Genomic DNA, 22,508 nt, shown 5'->3' with positions numbered 1-22,508 from the left:
GTTGTTCAACGGAACACCATCCATCAAACCCGTCTTCGCGGCGCTGAGGGAGTCACTGCTGATAGGGGTACTGGCAGGGCCTCCCTCAGGGGGCCGCAAGGCCTAACGTTGATGGCATGGACAATCGAGACGCGACCCGCGAATTCCTTGCCTCGCGCCGGGCGAAGATCACCCCCGAACAGTCGGGGTTGCCGGTCTATGGCGCCAAGCGCCGGGTGCCAGGGCTGCGCCGCGGGGAGGTCGCGATGCTGGCCGGCGTCAGCGTCGAGTATTACACCCGGCTGGAGCGGGGAAACCTCTCCGGCGTTTCGGAGGGTGTGCTGGACGCGGTGGCGAGGGCTCTGCAGCTCGACGACGCCGAGCGGGCCCACCTCTTCGACCTGGCCCGAGCGGCGGCCCCGGGCAGCCGGACCCGCCGTCGTCCCCGTCCCGCGGAGTCCGTCCGACGCAGCGTGCAGCTGACGCTGGACGCCATCACCAACGCGCCCGCCTTTGTTCGGAACGGGCGCATGGACATCGTTGCGGCCAACCCGCTCGGTTACGCCCTGTATTCGGACATGTATGTGGGCCCGGCCCGCCCGGCCAATCATGCCCGCTTCATTTTCCTGGACAGCCGCTCGCGCAGCTTCTATCCGGAGTGGGAGCGTGCTGCGAACGACACCGTTGCGATCCTGCGCACCGAGGCCGGCCGGGACCCCTTCGACCGCGGCTTGACCGACCTTGTGGGCGAGCTATCGACCCGGAGCGAGGAATTCCGCACGCGGTGGGCCGCGCACAACGTGCGGCAGCACTACACCGGGCTCAAGCATTTCCACCACCCGGTGGTCGGGGAACTCCACCTGATGTTCGAGGCCTTGGATGTCTCGGCCGACGCCGGGCTGTCCCTGCTGGTCTACAACGCCGAGCCTGGCTCCGCGTCGGAGGATGCGCTGCGGCTGCTGGCCAGCTGGGCCGCCACCAACCGGAAGCTCAAGGAGGCCGAGGCAGCAACTGCGGTGGACAAAGCCTAACCGCACGGCGCAGGCCGGAACTCTCACGCCCGGGCGGAAATGCCGTCCGCGTATCCGCCCGGCTGGGCGCCGGTGGTGGTGAAGTTGTTCAGCCAGGCCATGGCCGCGTCCCGGGAGGTGAAGAATTCGTGGGGGTAGCGGGTGTGCCGGCTCATTGCGGCCGCAATCACGCGGTCCACAGTGCTGGATCCGAGCACGGCGATCGCCAGAACCCCTGTTGTCTGGGCGAACTCGTACCTGGCGGCCGCGCTGATCTCCACGTCCGTCATCTCGGAGAGCATCGGCATCGGGGTTCCGCCGCTGACCTGCGCTACGGCCCGCATGGCGTCCCTGGCATCGTGGACATCTACGAACGAGCCGGGCTGCCAGATCGATGTGATGATGCCCGCGCTGACGCTCAGCACGTTCTTTCCATCAGCAGCTGCAATCTGTCCTGGCATCATCGAAACCATTGTAGGTCCGGCCCTGCCAGGCCAGGGCTTTGGGGCTCGGTGCGCGTGGCGGACCGCAAACCGTGGCTGGCCGCGCCTGACCCAGGCCCGCCGTCACGCCGGCCCGGGACATGCCCTGTTTTGCTACGTTGCAATGAGCATGTCCCCCACCGCCCGTTTCCGTGTGCTCCCCCGCGCTGGACATGCTCTCCGGTACTGCCCACCCACGAGCATGCCTCCAAAGGCCTGCTTTGAGTGGACATGTCCCGCTCGGGGATTGGACATGGCCCATGGGGCCGCCCAGGGATGGACATAGTGGGCTTATGTCCATCCCTGGGTGCCAAAGGAGGGCATGTCCCCGGAAGAGAAATGCCGGAACCGCCCCACCTCTGACAGCCCCACCTCTGACAGGCCCACCCCTGACCCGCCCAGCCCCTGACCGGACTCCCGGGATCAGGACTCCCGGGATCAGGACTCCAGGACAAGCAACTGGGCCTTGTCCGCGTCCCAGCCCACCCACAGCTCCTCATCCGGCAGGATCCGAGTGCCCTGATCGGAGCTCAGCTCGCGGAGCTGGAGTTCGTGGCCGCCGGCTGTGAGGCGGTGGCGGACCGTGGCGCCCAGGTTCGTGGAGGACACCAGGGTCGCGGCGCATCCGTTGCCGGCCGAAGCCCGGGTCTTGAACTTGAGGTGCTCCGGGCGGATGGAGACGGCGTAGTTCTCGCCGCTGGCCCCGCGGTCCCGGACCTTTGCCAGACCAAGCCCGCCGAGGTCCACAACTGCCTCCTCGCCGTTTCGCTCCACGATGGTGCACGGGATGAGGTTGGTGTCGCCGAGGAAGCTTGCCACCCAGTCCGTGAGGGGGTGGTTGTACACCTCCTCCGGCGGGCCGGACTGCACGATCTTCCCGTCCTTCATCACCACAATCCGGTCGGACATGGCCATGGCCTCGTCCTGGTCGTGCGTCACGAACAGCACCGAGATGCCCAGGCCCTTCTGCAGGGTCTTGATCTCCTCCTGCATCTGCTCGCGGAGGCGCTTGTCCAGGGCTGCCATCGGCTCATCCAGCAGCAGGGCCGCCGGGTTGAAAACCAGCGCCCGGGCCAGCGCCACCCGCTGCTGCTGCCCGCCGGAGAGCTGGCGCGGTTTCCGGCCGCCCATCTTGCCCAGTCCCACCCGGCCGAGGGCTTCCTCCGCGCGCTGGCGCCGTTCCGGGCGCGGCACCTTCCTCATGCGGAGCGCGAACTCCACGTTTTCCAGCGCGCTCATGTGCGGGAACAGGGCATAGTTCTGGAACACCACACCGAGGTTGCGGTCCCGGGGCGGCAGCGAGTCCACGGGCCTGCCGTCAATGAGGACGGTTCCGGCGGTGTGTTCTTCGAAGCCCGCAACCATCATCATGGTGGTCGTCTTGCCTGAGCCGCTGGGGCCCAGCAGGGTCACGAACTCTCCGGGCTGAACCGTCAGGTCCAGCTCGTCCACGGCAACGACGTCGCCGTAGTGCTTGCTGACCTGGCGGAGCTCAATGGCGCCCTGGGCGGCCCTGCCCGTCCCGGGAATTGATTCCGCGGAAATCACTGATGCGGTCATCGACTTTCCTTACGTTTGTGCGGACACGGCCAGCGGCAGCATCCGGGTTGAAGATCGGCGCTTGAGGACAAACATGACCTGGAGCAGCAGCCCGATTGTGGCGACGCTGACCAGCAGGGCCGACGACACGGCGATCTTCGGGGTCAGGTTGAACTGGATATCCGTGAACATCTTCACGGGCAAGGTGGTGGCGCCCGGGGACTGCATGAAGAGGGACATCACCGTCTCATCGATGGAGACCGAGAACGCGAAGAGCGCCCCGGAGATCAGGCCGGGCAGGATGATGGGCAGATATACGTGCCGCAGGACGGAGAGCGGACCGGCCCCCAGGCTCTGCGCCGACCGGACCAGGGCCGGGTTGAGCCCGGCGAGGCTGGCACGGGTGGTCAGGTACACATAGGGGGTGGCGATCACTGCGTGCGCCAGGCCGATGGGCACGATGCTGCCCACCATGCCGATCGAGATGAAGAACTGGTAGAACGCCAGCGCGAGCACCACGGTCGGCACGATCATCGGCGCGAGGATCAGACCCACTACTGCGGGCTGTCCAGGGAACTTGCGCCCGTGCAGGCCGATCGCCGCGGTGGCGCCCAGCAGCACACCGATCACGACGGCGATCCCCGCCGACTGCAGGCTGGCCGTCAGGGCGGAGGTCCAGGCCCGGTCGGCGAAGAACCCGGCCACGGCGGCGAAGGAGATCCCCTCCGGCGGGAAGGTGATGTAGCGGCTGTCATTCAGCGCGACCGGCACCACAATCGCCGTCGGAATGACGAGGAAAAGGAAGGCCGGGATGGAAAGCAGCGCCAGCAGGCGGTGCTGCGGATTAATTGTCTTCATGTTGGCCTCCCGCCTTGAGGACGCGCTGGTAGACGGCAACGAGGATGCTGACCATGACCGTCAGGATGACGGCCAGCGCAGCGGCCCCGGAGAAGTCCGTGAGCTGTCGGGCGTAGTAGTCGATCTGGTTGGCGATCATCATGTCGCCCGGTCCGCCCATCACCACGGGCGTGATGAAGAAGCCCGTGCTGATGATGAAGACCAGCAGCCCGGCGGCGGAGATGCCGGGCATGCTCAGCGGCAGCGTGATCCTGCGGAACACGGATCCCTCCCGGGCGCCAAGCGAGCGGGCCGCCAGGCCCAGCCGGTCATCGATCGATGCCAGCGAGGAGAAAATCGGGAACACCGCGTACGGCAGCAGGCAGTGCACCATGCCCACGATCACGGCGAAACGGTTGTGCAGCAACGGGATCGGCGCACCGGTAAGCCCGATTCCCTGCAGGAAGGCATTGACTATGCCGTTGTCCTGCAGCAGAACCGCCCAGGCGAAGTTCTTCACCAGGATGCCGGTCCAGAACGGCAGGAGTACGACGGCGAACAGGATTACCCGTGTGACTGTTCCGGCCCGCCACAGGACCATGGCAATGATGTAGCCGAGCACCACAGTGACAATGGTGCTCGCCAGGCTGATGGTCAGGGTGTTGACCAGCGCCCGCACTACCAGCGGGTCCTCGAGGACCCGCTGGTAGGCGTTGTCGGCGAAGCTTGCGCCGACCAGCTTGCCCAGCGGCGTCAGGAACAGCACGACGTCGAAGGCAAGGATCGGGGCCAGCAGCAGCCACCAGCCGCTGCGCCGCCGTCGTGGTGCCGTTTCAGCGCCGGGAGGCGCACCGCGGCCCCGCGGCCGCGTCTGTTCCAGAGTTGCGTTGCTCATCTCAGCTGGCCTGCCAGAGCTTGAACTGCTGCTCGGTCTTCTTCAGGTTCTGCGACCACCACTTGTCGTCCCGGACCAGGATCTTGTCCGCCAGGCGGGGGCTGGTGGGAAGCGTGTCCGCGATTTCCTTCGGCAGCTTGGACAGGGCCGGGGTGTTGGCCAGGGTCAGGTTGGTGACCTTGTCGAACGCTGCGCCGGCCTCGGCGTCGTTGGACATGAAGTTCATCAATTTGAAGGCCGCTTCCTTGTTCTTGGCGCCCTTCGGCACCACGAAGTAGTCGCCGGCAAGGACGGCGTTTTCGGCGGAGAAGTTCAGCTTCGCGCCGTCGTTGCGGGCTGCGTTGATGCGGTTGTTGAAGCTGGTGGAGAGGGAGACCTCGCCGGAGGTGAGCTGCTGGATGGGCTCCTGATTGGCGGCGTGGTAAAGCAGCCGGTCCTTGCCCGGGTGCTGGCCCAGGACCCGCAGGGCCCGGTCGACGTCGAGGGGATAGATCTTGTCGAACGGGACACCGTCGGCCAGCAGGGCGGCTTCCAGGACGGAGCTGTCGGAGAGCTGGTTGTAGACCGAGCGCTTGGTGTTGTACTTGCCCTGGTCGAAGAACTGGGCCCAGTCCTTCGGGGCCTGCGCGTCAGAAATGACCTTCTGGTCCCACGCCATGACGAACAGGAAACTCAGGTACTTGATGCCGTACTCGGCCTTCGCGTATCCCGGCAGGCCCTTGTCGCTGATGATGTCGTAGTCGAACTTCTCCAGCAGCCCCTCTGCCACGGCTACTTCGTACTCCGGCGCCGTGATTTCCACGAGGTCCCACTGCACGTCGCCGGACTGGACCTGGGCCTTGAGCGCGGCCAGGCTCGTGTTGGCCAGCAGCGTCGTCTGGATCCCGGACTGCTTGGAGAACGGGTCCAGGATGGTCTGGGTCAGCTGGTCGTTGTAGGAGCCACCGTAGGACGTGACCGTCACCGTCTTGTTCGCGGCGGCACTTTCGGCGGGCTTGGCCGCGCAGCCGGAGAGCGCCAGACCCGCAAACGGCGTCAGTGCTGCCGCCTTGAGGAGCTGCCTGCGGTCAAAGGGAGTGGAACGGAATGCTGTCATGGGGGACAGTGCCTCTCATGTACGCGGGCACGCCGAAAATAGGCGCGCCGGATTGCGGGCGTGGTGGGGGTGCGGTGCGTGTGGTTGCGTGTAGCGCCGTGAAGATTTGGCGCGCTACAGAATTGGCGCGGTGAAGAAAAAGGAAGTGACGGCGGCGGTTCGCGCACGCCATCCCTTCCGCTTGAGATCTCGAGTCCGCCTTCCGGCGGCTTTTCGGTTTCGCAACTCTAACTGTGAAGTTGCTCACTAGTCAACAGTTGTATTGCTTTAAGAAACAGCCGATTTTCCAGGCCGGGCAATCCCGAAGACGCGCTCTCTGAGCCCGCCCCTCCTTCCCAACCGTTGGCCAATCGCTCATCTGTCATACCTGCGGCCATCGGTCCTGGCCCAGCCGCGATTTCCTCAGGATATTCACAGCTTCGGAGGCTATGGCCGATGGTGCCGAAGGACTGACAATGGGAGCGATCTGATAGGAGTATCTGCCGGGCGATGGTGGCCGCGACTTACTGGAGCGTCAGTGGCAAGCGTCTTGACCAATCGAGCCGGAAGCAAGCGAACTGGTTCCGACTACTGATGGGTTGCCCGACATGATCACGCTGCGAAAACACCTACTTCCCTCGGTCCTCGCCCTCGTTCTGCTCTCAACCGCGGCCTGTACGTCCGGGACTCCGTCCGGTTCCCGGTCCGACTCCACGTCGGATTCACCCTCCAGTGCCGCGGCGAGCAAATCTCCCAAACCCGCCAAATCCGCCATCCCCAGCGCTTCGGTGCCCCAGGTGGAGCCTGTCAGCGCGGCGGACGCGCGGACGGTGCTGGCGGCTTTCAAGTCCCGGAACATGGTGGGGCACATGCAGGCGCTGCAGCGCATTGCCGACGCCAATGACGGAAACCGCGCTTCGGGCACCTCCGGATATGAGGAATCTGGCCGCTACGTCGAGGAGCAGCTGCGGGCGGCCGGGTATGCACCGGTGCGGCAGACCTTCACGTTCAGGGGGGATGGCCGGGGCAAGGCGCGGGTGGAGTCCTTCAACATCCTCGCCGACACCGGCGGCGACGCCGGGCACACCGTGGTGGTGGGCGCGCACCTGGACTCCGTGAAGGAAGGCCCGGGCATCAACGACAACGCCAGCGGGGTGGCGGCGGTCCTGGAGACCGCGCGGTGGATGAAGGAGGCCGGGATCACCCCGGCCAACCGGGTCCGGTTCGCGTTCTGGGGCGGGGAAGAGGACGGGCTGTACGGGTCCCAGCACTACGTCGACGAACTCAGCCAGGCCGAGATCGGCCAGACCGCGGCGAACCTGAACGTGGACATGGCAGCCTCGCCCAACGGCGTGCGGTCCGTGCATGACGGGGACGGCACGGATTTCGGCCACGCCGGCCCGGCCGGGTCCAAGGCGATCGAGGACATCCTGTTCCGTTACTTCCAGGAGAACGCGCTGCCCGCCGAGACTACGCCCTTTGACGGCGGCTCCGACTACGATGCCTTCCTCTCGGCCGGCATTCCCGGCGGCGGGCTGTTCACCGGTGATGAGAAGAAGAAGTCCCAGGCCCAGGCGCGGTCCTTTGGCGGGGCGGCCGGCAAGGTCCTCGATCCCTGCTACCACGAGGCCTGCGACACCATCGCCAACACCAACCCGGAACTGCTCCAGGAAATGTCGGGCGCCCTGGCCTACGCCACCGTGGCCTACGCGATGGCCAAGACCGGCTAATCGCCACGTCTGCCGCTCCTGGCGTCCACGCAGGAAGGTCCCCGGCACGGCCGCCTTCTGTTGAGGGGCCGTGCCGGGGACCGGTACTTCTGGGGCCGAATAGCGCCTTAGATCCCGGCCCCGCGCCGCGCCGGGGCTCCTTGGGGCTGCCGCACGGTGGCCGGCGTGAACCGTGCACCGGTGTCGGGGAACCCGGGCACGGCAATGCGCGCGTGGGTGTGGATCTCTTCGACGGAGTCGCGCGTGTGTTGCGCGATGTTCTCCATGGTGGTGACCCACATCCCGTCCATGGATTTGACCCGTTCCATCAGCTGTTCCAGGGCCACGGCCTTGGACGGCCGGCCGGAAATGAAGGGGTGGTTGGTCAGGACGAAGCAACTCCCGGCAGCGTGGTGCGCTTCGGCCTCCAGCGTCCACATTTCGAGGACCTTGGCCGGGCTTTCGATGACCCCGCTGCCGGTGACGCCCGGGTAGAAGGCGTACTGCTCCCAGTCGTCCAGAGCCCAGTCGACGGGGATTTCCACGAGATCGCGGAGGTCCCCCTCGGCAACGCTGAAGCGGTAGGGGGCGTCGCCGTCGAGCAGGCTTGAGTCATAAAGGAAGCCGCGATCGGCCAGGAGGGTTGCCGAATGCCAGTTGAGCTCCCACCACGGTGCACGGTAGCCCGTCGGCCGGACGCCGGCGGCCTTGGCCAGGGCGTCCAGGCCCCGGTCCAGGTACCGCGCCTCGGCGGCGGCGTCGATGCCCTGCATGGGTTCGTGCAGGTAGCCGTGGTGGGCAATCTCGTGGCCGCCGTCGGCAATCCGGCGGACCACGTCCGGATAGCATTCGGCGGTGAATCCAGGGACGAAGAACGTCGCCAGAATGTCCTGGCGCTCAAGGATCTGCAGGATCCGCGGAACGGCGACCTTCGGCCCGTAGGACTGGTGCGTCATGAGTGACATGCGCCTGGTGCTCTGCGGGTCATGGGCGATGGTGCAGGATTCGGCGTCGACGTCGAAGGTGAAGGACGCGGCGGCACGATGCCCTGCGGGCCAGGTGATGGGGTGGGCGGTGTCGGCGAAAGCGGGGAAGTTCACGGGGTTGATCTCCTGCTAAAGGGCGGCGCGGGTGGTGGACGGGACCGGAAGGTCGGCCGCGTGAGGCGTTGCTGGATCTGTGCTCTGTTCGCTGCCGCTGGGGACATCGAGGAACTTCCGGTGGAACCGCGGTCCGAGGACGGCGTAGGCTGCGGCGCTGGAGAGTCCCCCGGCGAGCCAGGACAAATCCCACCCGCCCAGGGCGACCGCGATGGGTCCCTGCATTGCCGGCACCAGCCCGTACATGAAAAGCCAGGTGGCGAAGATGCCGATGATCAGGGAGGCGATGCCTGCCGGGTTTACGCCTGGCAGCCGTTTGGTGCCGACGGCGTCGAAGAGCCTGTCTGGGTTACCGGGCCAGCGTTTCTCGATCCAGAAGTAGTGGACCAGCATGACTCCGCCCCAGGCGGCCACCCAGGCGACCAGCCCAATCAGCCATGCATCCAGTACCGTGGCGAAATCTTCCTGGAAGATGAAGAAGATCACGACAGCAAGGGAGAAGACGCCGACGAAGAGGTTCAACTTGCGCCTGCTGATGGAGATGTCCAGCGCCTGAGTGGCGACGGAAAAGGTGTAGATGTTCAGGATGTTGGTCGCGATCGGGCCGTGCAGCACCATGAGCAGCACGGGCAGGGCCAGTGCGCCGAAGTTCAGGACGATGAGTTTGCCGGGATCGATCTCTCCCGTGTTGGTGGCCAGGCTGGCCCCCAGGATGCCCAGCCAGACGACCGGGATGAACTGGCCCAGCACCGACGCGAGGTAGACCTTGCGCTTGGGCACCGTGGTGCTGACGAAGCGGGAGTAGTCTGCGGCGTAGGTGAACCAGGTGATGCCCCAGCCGATGCCGATCGCCGTCATGACCGCGCTCATCGCGGCGATGCGTTCCGAGCCTTCCAGGATGTGGCCGGCGGGACCAGCGTAGGTCCAGTTGATCTTCATGCCGAACCAGGCCACGGCGGACATCACGGTCAGGATGATGATGGTCGGCGGGACGGTCCATTTCTCGAACGCGGCGATGGCCTTGTAGCCGAACCAGGCAATGGTTACCTGGGCAGCCATGATGAAGGTGGCGATGCCGATCTTCCACGCATAGTTGCGGGCCTCCGGGTCGACCCATCCCAGGGTTCCGAACAGCGCCATGACCAGATCCAGGATGATCCAGGTGTTGACCGCACACCAACCGATCACCAGCAGGGCCTGAATGGCCGCCGGCAGGTAGTTTCCGCGTCGGCCAAAGGCGGCCCGGGCCAGCACCATGCCGGTCGCTCCCGTTTTTTGGCCCAGCAGGACAAAGCACCCAAAGAGCAGCATCCCGATCAGGTTTCCAAGGACAAGAACGGTGACCGTGTCCGCGAACCCCAGGCCGAGCTGGATGCCGAGCGCTCCGAGCACCCAGTTAATCGGGGCGAGGTTGGCGCCAGCCCAGATCCAGAACTGGCCGGACACCTTGCGGGTCCGCTCTGATTCGGGGATGGGGTGAAGCCAAGCCTCGTGGTCTTCACTGGCCACCGGCGCGGTGCCGGCTGGGGCCGCTGGGGATTTTTGACGCATTGGGAGCCTCCGAGGGTGTATGGGATTCCTCAAGATTATGTGTCGTAGGCCACATCCAGCCATATACAATGTGTCTAATTAAACCTAGAGCGACGTGACGGAGTGTAATGTCAACTCGTCTTGACGATGTGCTGAACCATCCGACCCTGGCGGCTGCCGATCCCGTCATCCGGGCCGCGGCCCGGGCTGCCGCCCGGACCCAGCTGCGGTGGATCCACTCCAGTGAAATCATCGACATCGCACCCTTGCTTGCCGGCGGGGAGCTTCTGCTGACTGGCGGCGAAGCCCTGGCCCAGGCCTCTGAGGAGCGGCAGGTCAATTACGTTCGCCAGCTGGCAGAGCGGGGTGTGGCCGCCGTCGCCATCGAAACCGGGGCGGCCCTTCCGTCCCTCCCGTCCGCTATGGTGGCGGCCGCCGAGGAAGCCGGCCTTCCACTGATCGAACTTCGCGGCGTAGTGCCGTTTGTCGGTGTCATGCAGGCCATCAACTCGATGCTGGTCAGCGACTCGGTGTCCCAATTGCGGCGGGCGGACGAGGCCAGTCACGCCATGGCAGTCGAGCTGGCGCACGGCGGCGGACTGGACCGGATCCTCGCCGTGCTGGCCGGCATCATCCATGCCGAGGTGACCCTGACGTCCATATCGGGTGCGACCCTGGCCAGCGCAACCCCGGAGCAGGCAGAGACTACCGACGCCTCCACCCTGGAGCCGCAGGAGCAGGCCCGCCTGATCCACATCGACGTCCCGATCCGCGGCATTCTCGCTGCGCAGCTGCTGCTCCGGGTCCCGGCGGGCGAGGACGAGAACCTGGCCCGGACAGCCGGGAACCGCTCAGTGGACATTCTGGCCCTGGCCCTGCTGCAGCGGATGTCTCCCGGGCTTAAGGAAGTGGCCGGGGCGGCCCTGCTTCGTGCCATAGATTCGGGCAGCCAGGCCTGGCGGCTCCAGCAGCTGGCCTCCGCGGCGGGGATTCCGCCTGCTGCCGCCCTCGTGGCCATCGTGATCCGGTCCGACATGCTTCAACAGCTCCGGGCCCCGGTGGAGCGCCTTCTGACCCGGGGGGCCCAGTCGAGCGCCACCTATGTCGATAACGCCGAGCTCCTGGCGGTGGCCGTCCTGCCGGGCGATAATCCGCGCGAAAGCCGGCACGCGCTGCTGGCCAGCCTGCGGGGGTTGCCCGCGTTGGCAGATACGCTCGTTGCCGTTGGCCCGCTGGCCGCCGGGATATCGGAAGCTCCCTTGTCGCTGTCGGAATCCAGGCTCACGCTGGAACTGGCGGACGCGCTGGAAAGGTCCCCCGCGGCAGCCGAGGGACCGCACTGTCCTGTGATCGATTCGGAGGTATTCGCCGTCGAACGCCTCGCGGTGGGAAGCCTGGATACGGAGCGACGGCGGAACTTCGTGCGCCAGCAGCTGGGCGCACTCCTGGACCATGATGCCCAACGCAATTCGCGGCTGCTCGACACCCTGGCCACCTGGCTGGATTCCGGCTGCAACACCGCCCAGGCGGCCAGGGAGCTGCACGTGGAACGGCAGTCGATGCATCAACGGCTGCAGCGGATCTTCGAACTGTGCGGCGGCGACCCCCGGCGAACGGGCCGGCTCGCGGCCTTACATTTGGCAACGCGGCTGGCCCGGCTGGGCTAAGGCGCATGTGCCGCGCTGGCCGGCCCCGCGCTAGTCGTTGCTGCGGGACGCGCGGCCGCCCAGCCGCCTGGTGATCTTGTCGGCCGCAGCCGCGCACGCTTCACCCAGGTTCTGTAGCCCTTCGCGGGAGACGCGGAACCGGGGCGCCGAGATCAGGACGGCCGCCACGATGTCGCCGCGGTGGTCATGGACGGGGGCGGCCACCCCCACTTCGTCGATGGCGGATTCGCCGTAGTTAATGGCCCAACCACGAGCCGTCACATCCTTGAGCTTGATCAGGTAGCCGTCCAGGCCCGCATCATCGAGTCCCGGGTAGCTGATCGCTCCGCTGCGCAGGAGTGCGCGGACGCGTTCGACGGGTGCGGCGGACAGGAAGACCTGCACGGACGCGCTCATGGCGTCCGTGTACCGGGCTCCCAGCGGGGTGGTGTGCTTGATTTGGTGGCGGCTGGCGATCTGCTCGACGCACATTGATTCGGCGCTGTTCCACACCATGAGGGCACTGGTTTCGCCGGTCTGTTCGGTGAGTTCACGCAGGACCGGGTACGCCACGCGCCGTTCTTCCAGTTCGGCCAGCAGAGGTCCGGCGACGGCGATCAGTCCCAGCCCCAGCCGGAACCGGCGGGTTTCCGGGTCCCGTTCCACCAGGTGTTCTTGTTCGAACGTGGCCAGGATCCGGGAAACGGTGCTCTTGTGCAGGCCCACCCGGTTGGCGATCTCGGTGACCCCGAGCAGCGGTTCGTCGGCCGTGAACGTTCGCAGCACGGCGATGGCGTTGACGATCACGGAGGTGCCCTTGGTGTCGCCGTTTCCGGTGGTTTCGGGAGATTCTGCTGGGGTCATGGTGTCTACCATCATTCCGTATGGGGGCCCGAAAGCGGCGCCACGGTGGACGTGGCGCCGCTCTGCTGGCCGTCCCTTTCAGGAGGTGTGGGTGTCTCAGGCGCCCACGATGTTGTATTCCGGGCCGAACGGGAACTTCGTGATGTTCTCGGCTCCGTCCTCACCGACCACCAGGATGTCGTGCTCCCGGTAGCCGCCGGCGCCGGGCTGGCCGTCCATGACGGTGATCATGGGTTCCATGGAGACCACCATGCCGGGTTCGAGCACGGTGTCGATGTCCTCGCGGAGTTCCAGTCCGGCTTCGCGGCCGTAGTAGTGGCTCAAGACGCCGAACGAGTGCCCGTAGCCGAATGTCCGGTTGGCCAGCAATCCGTGGCCCACGTAGATCTCGTTCAGCTCGGCGGCGATGTCCTTGCAGACCGCTCCGGGCTTGATGAGCTCGAGGCCGCGCTTGTGGACTTCCACGTTGATGTTCCACAGCTCAAGGGAGCGGGCGTCCGGTTCGCCGTAGAACAGGGTGCGCTCCAGTGCGGTGTAGTAGCCGGAGGTCATGGGGAAGCAGTTCAGGGACAGGATGTCGTGCTCCCGGATCTTGCGCGTGGTGGCCCAGTTGTGGGCGCCGTCGGTGTTGATGCCGGACTGGAACCACACCCAGGTGTCACGGATTTCCGAGTCCGGGAAGGTCCGGGCGATTTCGTGGACCATGGCCTCCGTGCCGATCAGGGCGACCTCATATTCGGTGATGCCCGCGGTGATGGCGTTGCGGATGGCTTCGCCGCCGAGGTCGCCGATGCGGGCTCCGTGCTTGATCACCTCGATCTCTTCGGCCGATTTGATCATCCGCTGGCGCATCGCGGCCTGGGCCACGTCCATCAGGGCGGCTCCTGCAAACGCCGCCTGGATCTTGTTCCGGTTGTCCAGCGGGAGCGAATCGTCTTCGACGCCGAGCCGGCGGGGGTTAATGCCGCGGGTGCGCAGCGCCTCCTGGATGGCGAAGATGTAGTTGTCCCGGCGCCAGTCCGTGTACACCACGTTGTCGCCGTAGCTGCGCCGCCACGGCATGCCGGCGTCGATGTTGGCCGTGACAGTCACGGTGTCGTCCTTGGTGACCACCATCGCGTAGGACCGGCCGAAGTAGGTGAAGAGGAAGTCGGAGTAGTACTTGATGGAGTGGTAGCTGGTCAGAACGACGGCGTCCAGGTCCTTCTCCGCCATGATGCGGCGCAGTCCGCCGAGCCGGCGCTCAAATTCGGCGTTGGAAAAGGTCAATTTTTCCTTCTGCCCGTTGTGCAGGACTTTCAATCGCTCCAGTTCGGCGATGGACGAAGCGTTGTTGGAGGTTGCGATGGTCATGGTGGTGCCTTTCTGCAGTGCTGTTCTTGGAGGGGAAAATTGGGGCGCCGGCCGGGGCTAGTCGTGGCGCAGCGGTTCTTTGCTGGTTTCACGGGAAAGCACGACGGCGATCAGGGAGATGGCCGCGGCGCCGGCGAGGTACCAGGCCGGGGCCAGGTCATTGGCCGTCGCGGCGATCAGGAGGGTCGCCATGAACGGCGCAGTGCCGCCGAACAGCGCGTTGGAGAGGTTGAAGCTGACGGCGAAGCCGCTGTAGCGGACACGGGTGGGGAACATTTCCGCCAGGAAGCTCGGGAGCGTGCCGTCATTGAGTGTGAGCATGCCGCCCAGCAGGATCTGGACCAGGACGATCACCAGGAAGTTCCCGGTGCCCAGCAGGGCGAAGGCCGGCACGGTCAGCAGGATGAAGCTCAGGGATGCGGCGATGAGTACCTTTTTCCGGCCGTAGCGGTCCGAGAGCATTCCGGTCAGGAAGATGAACCCGATGTACGTGACCAGGGCGATGGTGGTGGCAAGGAAGGATTCTGCCGCGCCGAGGCCCAGTTCCGAGGACAGGTACGTGGGCATGTAGCTCAGGATCACGTAGAACCCGACGGCGTTGAGCAACACGGCTCCGACGGCCTTCAGCAGCAACCGCCAGTGGTTCCGGAAGAGGCTGGATACCGGAGCCTTGATGGCCTGGTCCTCCTCTGCCAGTTCGCGGAACACCGGGGTGTCTTCCAGCTTGGTGCGGATGTAGCGTCCGATCAGACCCATCGGGGCGGCGAGCAGGAACGGCAGCCGCCACCCCCAGCTGTGCATCGCCTCGGTGCTGAGCAGGATGGTCAGCAGGCCGGCGAGCAGGGAGCCGAGCAGCAGGCCTGCGGCCGTGCTGGCCGGAACCACCGCCGCGTACAGGCCGCGTTTGTTGGCCGGGGCGTACTCCACCAGGAAGGCGGATGCGCCGGCGTATTCGCCCGAGGCGGAGAAGCCCTGGACGACGCGCACCAGCAGGAGAAGGATCGGGGCCCAGATGCCGATGGAGTTGTAGCCCGGGATAAGGGCGATGCAGAAGGTCGCTCCGGACATGATCAGGATTGACAGGGAAAGCGCAGTCCGGCGCCCCACCCGATCGCCGATGTGGCCCCAGACGAAGCCGCCGAGCGGCCGCACCAGGAACGAGATGGCGAACAGGGCGAAAGTCAGCAGCAGCGCGGTCTGAGGATTGGATTCGGGGAAGAAGACCGCGGCGATTGTTGCGGCCAGGTAGCCGTAGACGGCGTAGTCGAACCATTCGACGAAGTTCCCGATGAAGCTTGCGGCGACCACCCGCCGTCGGGTCTCCCTGCTGACGACGGGGTCTTGCCCGCCCGCGGCCGCACGGCCGCTCAACGTGGCGTGTCCGGAGGAAGTACTGCCATGCCCGCTATTCGACTCCGGGCGGATCGACCCCGCAAGTGAGGCCGGGGAGGAATTTTCGTTACTCATGTGTCCACCAAAGTGTTTTTGGGTTGCAATCAGTGCAACGCTGTTGCACCAGATTAGGCGTGACGCATGACACAGTCAATGCTTTTTTGTTTTCCGTCGCACGACGCATTCAGCGGATTCCGCCGAAGCAGCCCAGAAAACACCTGGCAGGTCGCGGAACGTGAGTTGCGCCCAACGAGACAGAGTTGCAAAATTTACGCCGCGCGCGGCAGCTTGTGAAAAGCTTGAGCCGGGAGGTGCCCCGGTTCCGCCCATGCCGACGCGGTGGCACACTTGGTGGACTATCGAGTGGCTGGGGGATCCACGTCAGGAGATCGTCATGGGCATTCTTGTACGCGTGCGCACTTCCGGCCGGACGGCCGGCGAGCCATGATGGCCGGGTGGGCCTATCTCATGGGCGGCATCATGACCGTCGACTCGTTCCTGCTGGGATTGCTCCTGTTATACGTGAAGTGGCCGAAGCGCCGGAAGTAAAGCGGCTAAACGGACGCGCATGCCGTCAGGCGACGCGGCAAATACCTGACGCGGCCGGTATACGGGCGCGGTGGGTATTTTGCGCATCGCCAGGCACGAGGCGCGTCGGGCTAGCCCTCGGCCTGCGCGGCAAGCCGTGCCTTGATCCGGTCCGAGGCGTCGAGAAGTGATGCCGCGTTGATTGCCGCGGCGGCGTCGGCGTCATTGGCCCGGGCACCAGTGATCAATTCCTGCTGATACCGCCACAGGGAGTCATCCCCGGCAGTATCCAGCGAACCCTGGGCGCCGACGATCTTGTAGGCCCGGCAATGCTGCCACAGTGTCTGGATCATCGAAACGAGAACGGGGTTTCCCGCAGCCCTGTAGAGGATCCCCAGCATCGCTTCGTCATGATCCAGCAGCGCAATGACCCTGCGCTCGGCAATGGCCGCGCGCATCAGCTCATACTCCGCCTGCATCTCGTCGCAGTCCTGGGCCGTGATCTGCCGGCTTCCCAGCCGCGCGGCCTCCGTCTCCAACAGCCGGCGGACATCGTAAACGTGGATGAGCTCCTCCAGCGAGAGGGTTTTGACGACGGCACCCTTATGCGGCTCCCGCTCGGCCAGCCCCGCTTCTTCGAGACGCCGGATGGCTTCGCGGACAGGCATGACACTGGTTCCAACCTGCTCGGCAAGATCGCGCACCCTCAACCTGGCGCCGGCCGGGAGGTCGCCATTGAGGATGGCCTCGTGAATCATCGCGTAGACCTGATCGGTCAACAGGGTTGGGACTACACGCTTTGATATGACCACAGATCAAATATATCCCTCCTCAAGAAGTTCGGGTTTTTCTCTTGTGTGATTTGTGATCACATCTTATGGTGGTTTATGTCACACAAGCTCCTGACGGCCCCTACAGGGACTCGGTCGGGAAGGGTTCGCAAGTTCTACGCATACCGGTCGATCGTTGCCAATGACGACTGCGTTCAGGCCGGGATACGGCAAAAATACTCCCCAGGGTCGGCTCAGACCGGTCCATCCCAGTTCCGAAAGGAATGCACATGTCCCATGTAGTTGATGACGCTCCCCTATCGTCTTTTCATAAGAAGTTGGCCCTTTACTCTTCCGGGGGCCCGTTCGTTGACGGGTACATCCTCAGCATTATCGGCGTTGCGATGATCCAGATCACGCCGCAGTTCAACCTCTCGGCCTCGCAGCAGGGAATGATCGGTGCCGCCGCCCTGGTGGGCATCTTCTTCGGCGCCTTCCTGGGCGGCTGGCTGACCGACAAGTTCGGCCGGCACCTGCTCTTCACCGTGGACCTCATCGCCTTGGTGGCGTGCTCCGTCGCCCAGGCCTTCGTCAACGACGCATTCTGGCTGATCATCCTCCGGTTGCTCATCGGCTTTGCCGTCGGCGCGGACTACCCGATCGCCACCTCCCTGCTCGCGGAATTCACGCCGAAAAAGTGGCGCGGTCCGCTGCTCGGGGCCTTTGTCACCATGTGGTTTGTGGGCGCAGCCGTTGCCTACATCGTTGGCCAGTTCCTGCTGACGTTCGAGGACGGGTGGCGTTGGATGCTCGCCAGCTCGGCCGTGCCCGCCCTCATCATCGTCCTGCTGCGCATCGGCACCCCCGAATCTCCCCGCTGGCTGGTCAAGAAGGGCCGCTACGACGAAGCCACCAAGGTGCTCAAGCGCGTCTACGGTCCGGAAGTCACCCTGGCTGACCTGCCCGAAGAGGCCGGCCAGAACGTCAGCGTCGGCCAGCTCCTGAAGTCCGGGTACGGCAAGCGCATGGCCTTCATCACCATCTTCTGGACCTGCTCAATCGTTCCCCTGTTCGCGGTCTACGCCTTCGGGCCGGCCATCCTGGCAGCCCTCAAGCTGGGCGGCGACATGGCACACATCGGCTCCGCCGCCATCACCGTGATGTTTCTCGTTGGATGCCTGGTTGCCGTGTTCCTGGTCAACAGGATGGGCCGGCGGCCCCTGATCATCCACAGCTTCCTCTGGAGCGGCCTGGCGCTTCTGGCCATGGGATTGTTCCCCGACGCCGACTCCTGGATCATCATGACCCTCTTCGCCGCCTACGCCCTCCTCATCGGCGGCACGCAGATCATGCAGTGGGTCTACCCCAACGAACTGTTCCCCACGGAAGTGCGCGGATCCGCCGTCGGGCTGGCCTCCTCCCTGAGCCGGATCGGCGCCGCCGTGGGCACATACCTGGTCCCCTTGGCCCTGACCACCCTCGGCATCGGACCCACCATGATCATTGCCGGGATCATCACGCTGATCGGCATGGCCGTTTCGATCGTCATGGCACCGGAAACCCGGGGCCTGACCTTGGGCGAGGCAGCCGCGCTGCCTGGCAAAATCCCCGCCAAGGCCGTCCTGAGCCAGCGCGCCGTGAACTAAGACGTGAACTAAACCGCCACTACTGCCCAGCAGCCCTCACCACAGAAAGTTCAGATCATGAAAGACGTAGTTATTGTCGGAGGCGGCCTCGCCGGCCTTTCAGCAGCCTGGCGGCTGCGGCACTGGGACTCGGTGGTGCTGGAAGCAGCCGAGCGGGTCGGCGGGCGGATCCGCTCGGAGCGCCGGGGTGCCTACTGGTTGAACTGGGGAGGGCACGTCTTCGCCGGGGAAGGATCGTCCACGGATGCCTTGCTCAAGGAAGTCGGGGTAACAGCCGTTCAGATCCCCGGATCCCTCCAAGCCCTGTCGATGAACGGCAAGTTCATTCGCAAAGGACACATCGCCACCTACCCGTTCCGCATTCCGATGTCCCTGACATCGCGCATCGACACCCTGCGGGCCGGCATGAAGGTGGTCAGCGGCGTGGCCAAGTACACGGGCGTCGTGAGGAAGCGTTCAGAGGAATCCGGTTCAATGCGCCAGCAGCGCATCTATGACTTCGAGAACGACAACTCGTTCCTCGACTTCATTGGAAACCTGTCAGAGGACGCAGCCGCACTGTTCAAGACCACCGTCACACGCTCCTCGGGGGACATGGACGAAATCTCTGCCGGCGCCGGAATCGGATACTTCAGCCTGGTACTGGGTATCGGCCAGGGGCTCAGCCGGGGCATCGTTGGTGGCCCCTCCACCCTGACCGAGTCGATCGCGGCCTCGCTGCGCGACCGCATCCAGCTCGGGGCCACTGTGCAAGAGGTCGTCCACAGGAAGAACTCCGTCGTCGTCCGGTACAGCCAGGGCGGTCTCGACCGTGAAGTAGAGGCCCGCGCCGTCGTCCTTGCGACCACCGCTGATGTGTCGCACAAAATTGGCGTTGACCTTCCTGAGGACCTGCGCGGTGCGCTCGGCCAAATCAAGTACGGCCCGCACGTCAGCACGGCCTTCCTGACCAACGAGACATCCCCAAGGCCCTGGGACGACATCTATGCCATCGCCGCGCCGAAACGCTCGTTCGCGATCGCCCTGAACCAGGCGAGCATCGTCCGCGGTTCCGAGTTCGTGCGCAAGCCCGGCGGCAGCTTCATGACGTTCTCGCCGGCCAGTCTGGGGCGCGCGTTGCTGGACAAGAGCGATGAGGAAGTCATCCAGACCCACCTTGCCGATCTGGACCAGGTTCTCGGTCACGGATTCGCTGACAGTGTGGTCGAGGCCGAGACGGACCGGTGGGAGGTTGCTTCGCCGTACTGCTTCCCCGGCCGGGCCAAGCTCCAGTCGACGCTCATGCGCGGGACGGACCGCGTGTTCCTGGCGGGCGACTTCCTCGGAACCCTCTACACCGAAAGTTCAATCACCACCGGCTTCTCGGCAGCCCAGGAAGCTGCCAGCCTGCTGGCCACGGAGAAGCAAGGCGCCCCGGCACCCACCCTGCGGCTGGCCACGGGCTCCTGATCCGCCACCGGCAAACCTAAGACCCCCCTCTTTCAAGGAGAAAACCAGACATGTCAAAGCAACTCCAAGGCGTCCTCACCGCACTGGCCACCCCGTTCGACCAGGACGGCGCCATCGACGTCGAGACGCTGCGGCGCGTCGTCGACCGTTCCGTCGACGCCGGCGTCGACGGCGTCGTGGCCGCCGGATCAACGGGTGAGGTTGGCGCCTTGTCCTCCGAGGAACGGCTGCTGCTCATCGATACCGTCATCAAGCAGGCGAACGGGCGCGTCCCGGTCATCGCCCAGACCGGGGCAACCTCGACGGCCGAGGCCGTCCGGCTTTCGCAGGCGGCTGAGAAGGCTGGTGCCGACGTGCTCATGCTGATCACGCCGTACTACGAGCCGTTGTCCCTGGAGGAAACAGTCACGTACATCAAGGACGTTGCCAGGTCGGTCAAGCTTCCGGTCATGCTCTACAACATCCCGGCCGTCACCGGCGTCAACCTGGACCCGGCAACCGTCCGTGCGCTGGCCGAAGAGGTGGACAACATCCGGTACATCAAGGACTCGAGCGCCAACTGGGAACAAGCCCTGCAGCTGATCCACCACCACGGCGATGTCATCGGCACCTTCATCGGATGGGATGTCTACCTCTACAGCGCTCTTGTTGAGGGCGCAGCGGGCGTCATGGCCGGTACGGCCAACGTAATACCCGACGAAATCGTTGCCGTCAGCCGGCTGATCGCCGAAGGCGACCTCACGGGTGCCCGTGAACTGTGGAAGCAGCTGTACCCGGTCGTGGACGCACTTCTCTCCGTTCCGTTCATCCCGGCCATCAAAGCCGGCATTTCCTTGCAGGGGCTTTCGGCCGGCTCGCCCCGGCGCCCCACGGCCGACCTCAATGCTGAGGACCTCGCCCGGGTACAACACGCGCTATCCGCCCTTTACCAGAACGTGGGGTAAGGGATGGGCCACGTCGCCGCACAGCAAATCGCTCAGTTCCAGGCAACACCCGCCCAGGGGAGGTAACCCACATGTCCATTTCGGTCAGCAACCCGACGCAGATCCACCGCTCCCATTCACCCGAACAGCTCATCACGCCCGAATTGCTCGCCCCCGGCCAGCACTTCATCGACGGAGCCTTCCGGCCCGGCAATTCCGGACCAATTACCCAGGTCATCGATCCCTGCAGTGGGAAGCCGCTCGCCGCCGTGGCCGACGGCACAGTGGAGGAGGTCGATGCGGCGGTTGCCGCCGCCGTCGCCGCCAAGGCCCAGTGGGGATCCCTGGTGCCCAAAGAACGCTCCGAAATCCTGCACCGGGTCGCCGACCGGCTCGCTGAAAATGCCGAGCCGCTGGCCCGGCTCGAGTCGGCTAACACGGGAAAGCCGTTCATGGTTTCTGAGGACGACGTCGCTGGAACGATCGACACCTTCAGGTTCATGGCAGGCGCCCTCCGGGCCACCACCTCCATGGCCGCCGGCACCTACGCCGCGGACCACCTGTCCCTGGTCCTGCGCGAACCCCTGGGCGTGGTGGGAGTCGTGACGCCCTGGAACTACCCCCTGCTCATGGGCGCCTGGAAGATCGCCCCCATCCTGGCAGCCGGCAACACCTTGGTGCTCAAGCCCTCCGAACAGACACCGCTGACCACACTGAAGTTCGCGGAACTCGTCGCCGACATCCTGCCGCCGGGGGTCTTCAACGTGGTCACCGGCCGCGGCTCGATCGTCGGTGCCCGTCTCTCCGAACACCCGGACGTGGACATGATTGCGCTCACCGGGTCGGTCAACAGCGGCCGCGCCGTTGCCCGCGGAGCCGCGGAATCACTCAAGCGTGTCCACCTCGAGCTCGGCGGCAAGGCCCCGGTGGTGATCTTCGCCGACGCCGACCTGGCGGCAGCCGCGACGTCCCTGCGGGCCGCCGGCTACTGGAATTCAGGCCAGGAATGCGGAGCAGCCTGCCGGGTGCTGGTCCACGAATCCGTGGCCGAACAGTTTACGGATCTGCTGGTCCAGGAGGTCAGTACGCTGAAGGTGGGCGAACCCGGCGCCGGGCCGGATATCGAGATCGGGCCGCTGACGTCCAAGGGACACTTTGACCGCGTCCTCGGCTACCTCGAGCGTGCACAGCGCGCCGGCATCCGGGCCGCCGTCGGCGGCTCTGCTCTTGAGGGTGCGGGGTACTTTGTCGCCCCAACGGTTTTGGTCGACGTGCCCGACGGCGCCGAGTGCTCCCGTGAGGAGATCTTCGGACCCGTCGTCACCATCGAGACCTTTGCCAGCGAAGAAGAAGCCATCGCCCGCGCAAACGACGTGCCGTTCGGCCTGGCCGCCTCTGTCTGGACCGAGGACGCGCGGCGCAGCCATGACGCGGCCTCCAGGATCGACGCCGGCACCGTCTGGGTGAACTCGCATCTGGTACTGGCCAATGAAGTTCCCTGGGGCGGATTCAAGGGTTCCGGCTACGGACGCGATCTGTCGATCTACGCCCTGGACGACTACTCCAGAACCAAGCACGTCATGCACAACCGCGGCCGGTAACCTGCGGAGAACGACGGCGGCAGCCTCCCGCCGTCGTCCACGTCGCCGGAAACGTGCGGGGTCGCCGGAAACTTGCGGGGTCGCCGGAAACGTGGGGGGGGGGGGGGGAAGTTCGGGGGCCCCCCCCCACAACCACCCATTATGGGCGGGAGTGGGGGGGGGGCGGCCCCGGGCGGGGCG

The 22,508-nt window shown here is 65.5% G+C and carries 18 protein-coding genes; 7 read left to right on the top strand and 11 right to left on the bottom strand.

Annotated features, from left to right (window positions below):
- The first annotated feature begins 116 nt into the window (after positions 1–116).
- Positions 117–1,010, top strand: coding sequence for a helix-turn-helix transcriptional regulator (locus ACFRJ8_RS01790; protein WP_377984431.1), 894 nt, complete (start codon positions 117–119; stop codon positions 1,008–1,010).
- A 23-nt stretch (positions 1,011–1,033) separates the two neighbouring features.
- Here the strand turns inward: ACFRJ8_RS01790 and ACFRJ8_RS01785 are convergent, their stop codons facing one another.
- The 5 genes from ACFRJ8_RS01785 to ACFRJ8_RS01765 all read right to left on the bottom strand — a co-directional run bounded on the left by ACFRJ8_RS01785 (position 1,034) and on the right by ACFRJ8_RS01765 (position 5,838).
- Positions 1,034–1,453 (bottom strand): STAS/SEC14 domain-containing protein, encoded by a 420-nt coding sequence (locus tag ACFRJ8_RS01785; RefSeq protein WP_377984430.1) that lies wholly within the window; start codon positions 1,451–1,453, stop codon positions 1,034–1,036.
- 456 nt (positions 1,454–1,909) lie between these two features.
- Entirely contained in the window at positions 1,910–3,031 is a 1,122-nt protein-coding gene (locus ACFRJ8_RS01780; RefSeq protein WP_377984429.1) for an ABC transporter ATP-binding protein, read from the bottom strand.
- Between the two features lie 9 nt (positions 3,032–3,040).
- Positions 3,041–3,868 (bottom strand): ABC transporter permease, encoded by an 828-nt coding sequence (locus ACFRJ8_RS01775; protein WP_377984428.1) that lies wholly within the window; start codon positions 3,866–3,868, stop codon positions 3,041–3,043.
- On the bottom strand, positions 3,855–4,742 hold the full coding sequence (locus ACFRJ8_RS01770) for an ABC transporter permease (protein ID WP_377984427.1): 888 nt from the start codon (positions 4,740–4,742) through the stop codon (positions 3,855–3,857). Before ACFRJ8_RS01770 ends, ACFRJ8_RS01775 begins: the two co-directional genes overlap by 14 nt.
- A 1-nt stretch (position 4,743) precedes the next feature.
- A complete protein-coding gene (locus ACFRJ8_RS01765; RefSeq protein WP_018775012.1) occupies positions 4,744–5,838 on the bottom strand; it encodes an extracellular solute-binding protein in 1,095 nt (364 codons plus the stop codon).
- Positions 5,839–6,425: 587 nt separating this feature from the next.
- Between ACFRJ8_RS01765 and ACFRJ8_RS01760 the strand changes: the two genes are divergently transcribed.
- On the top strand, positions 6,426–7,547 hold the full coding sequence (locus tag ACFRJ8_RS01760; RefSeq protein WP_377984426.1) for a M20/M25/M40 family metallo-hydrolase: 1,122 nt from the start codon (positions 6,426–6,428) through the stop codon (positions 7,545–7,547).
- 107 nt (positions 7,548–7,654) lie between these two features.
- On the opposite strand, the gene ACFRJ8_RS01755 is transcribed toward ACFRJ8_RS01760, so the two are convergent.
- Both ACFRJ8_RS01755 and ACFRJ8_RS01750 read right to left on the bottom strand, forming a co-directional pair.
- A complete protein-coding gene (locus tag ACFRJ8_RS01755) occupies positions 7,655–8,626 on the bottom strand; it encodes a polysaccharide deacetylase (RefSeq protein WP_377984425.1) in 972 nt (323 codons plus the stop codon).
- A 15-nt stretch (positions 8,627–8,641) separates the two neighbouring features.
- Entirely contained in the window at positions 8,642–10,177 is a 1,536-nt protein-coding gene (locus ACFRJ8_RS01750; protein WP_377984424.1) for a purine-cytosine permease family protein, read from the bottom strand.
- A 107-nt stretch (positions 10,178–10,284) separates the two neighbouring features.
- Between ACFRJ8_RS01750 and ACFRJ8_RS01745 the strand changes: the two genes are divergently transcribed.
- Complete coding sequence (locus tag ACFRJ8_RS01745) at positions 10,285–11,823, top strand: PucR family transcriptional regulator (protein WP_377984423.1); 1,539 nt, start codon at positions 10,285–10,287, stop codon at positions 11,821–11,823.
- Positions 11,824–11,853: 30 nt separating this feature from the next.
- On the opposite strand, the gene ACFRJ8_RS01740 is transcribed toward ACFRJ8_RS01745, so the two are convergent.
- The 4 genes from ACFRJ8_RS01740 to ACFRJ8_RS01725 all read right to left on the bottom strand — a co-directional run bounded on the left by ACFRJ8_RS01740 (position 11,854) and on the right by ACFRJ8_RS01725 (position 16,751).
- The gene (locus tag ACFRJ8_RS01740; protein WP_377984422.1) at positions 11,854–12,666 is read right to left on the bottom strand and encodes an IclR family transcriptional regulator; all 813 of its coding nucleotides are present in this window, start codon (positions 12,664–12,666) and stop codon (positions 11,854–11,856) included.
- Positions 12,667–12,762: 96 nt separating this feature from the next.
- Complete coding sequence (locus ACFRJ8_RS01735) at positions 12,763–14,019, bottom strand: aminopeptidase P family protein (RefSeq protein WP_377984421.1); 1,257 nt, start codon at positions 14,017–14,019, stop codon at positions 12,763–12,765.
- Between the two features lie 57 nt (positions 14,020–14,076).
- Positions 14,077–15,486 carry an MFS transporter gene (locus ACFRJ8_RS01730; RefSeq protein ID WP_377984420.1) on the bottom strand — a complete coding sequence of 470 codons (1,410 nt, stop codon included), beginning with the start codon at positions 15,484–15,486 and terminating at the stop codon, positions 14,077–14,079.
- Between the two features lie 584 nt (positions 15,487–16,070).
- Positions 16,071–16,751: a GntR family transcriptional regulator gene (locus ACFRJ8_RS01725; protein ID WP_377984419.1), complete on the bottom strand. Its 681-nt coding sequence runs from the start codon at positions 16,749–16,751 to the stop codon at positions 16,071–16,073.
- A 248-nt stretch (positions 16,752–16,999) separates the two neighbouring features.
- Between ACFRJ8_RS01725 and ACFRJ8_RS01720 the strand changes: the two genes are divergently transcribed.
- From ACFRJ8_RS01720 to ACFRJ8_RS01705, 4 genes are all read left to right on the top strand, one after another.
- On the top strand, positions 17,000–18,355 hold the full coding sequence (locus ACFRJ8_RS01720; RefSeq protein WP_377984418.1) for an MFS transporter: 1,356 nt from the start codon (positions 17,000–17,002) through the stop codon (positions 18,353–18,355).
- A gap of 57 nt (positions 18,356–18,412) precedes the next feature.
- On the top strand, positions 18,413–19,804 hold the full coding sequence (locus ACFRJ8_RS01715; RefSeq protein WP_377984417.1) for a protoporphyrinogen/coproporphyrinogen oxidase: 1,392 nt from the start codon (positions 18,413–18,415) through the stop codon (positions 19,802–19,804).
- A gap of 50 nt (positions 19,805–19,854) precedes the next feature.
- Entirely contained in the window at positions 19,855–20,748 is an 894-nt protein-coding gene (gene dapA, locus ACFRJ8_RS01710; RefSeq protein WP_377984416.1) for a 4-hydroxy-tetrahydrodipicolinate synthase, read from the top strand.
- A gap of 71 nt (positions 20,749–20,819) precedes the next feature.
- Positions 20,820–22,328, top strand: coding sequence for an aldehyde dehydrogenase family protein (locus ACFRJ8_RS01705; RefSeq protein ID WP_377984415.1), 1,509 nt, complete (start codon positions 20,820–20,822; stop codon positions 22,326–22,328).
- The last annotated feature ends 180 nt before the right edge of the window (positions 22,329–22,508 follow it).

Source organism: Arthrobacter sp. NPDC056886 (assembly GCF_042788715.1).
Classification (GTDB): Bacteria; Actinomycetota; Actinomycetes; order Actinomycetales; family Micrococcaceae; genus Arthrobacter.
The sequence above is the reverse complement of the archived record's forward strand: the minus strand, read 5'-3'. Positions and strand labels throughout refer to the sequence as shown.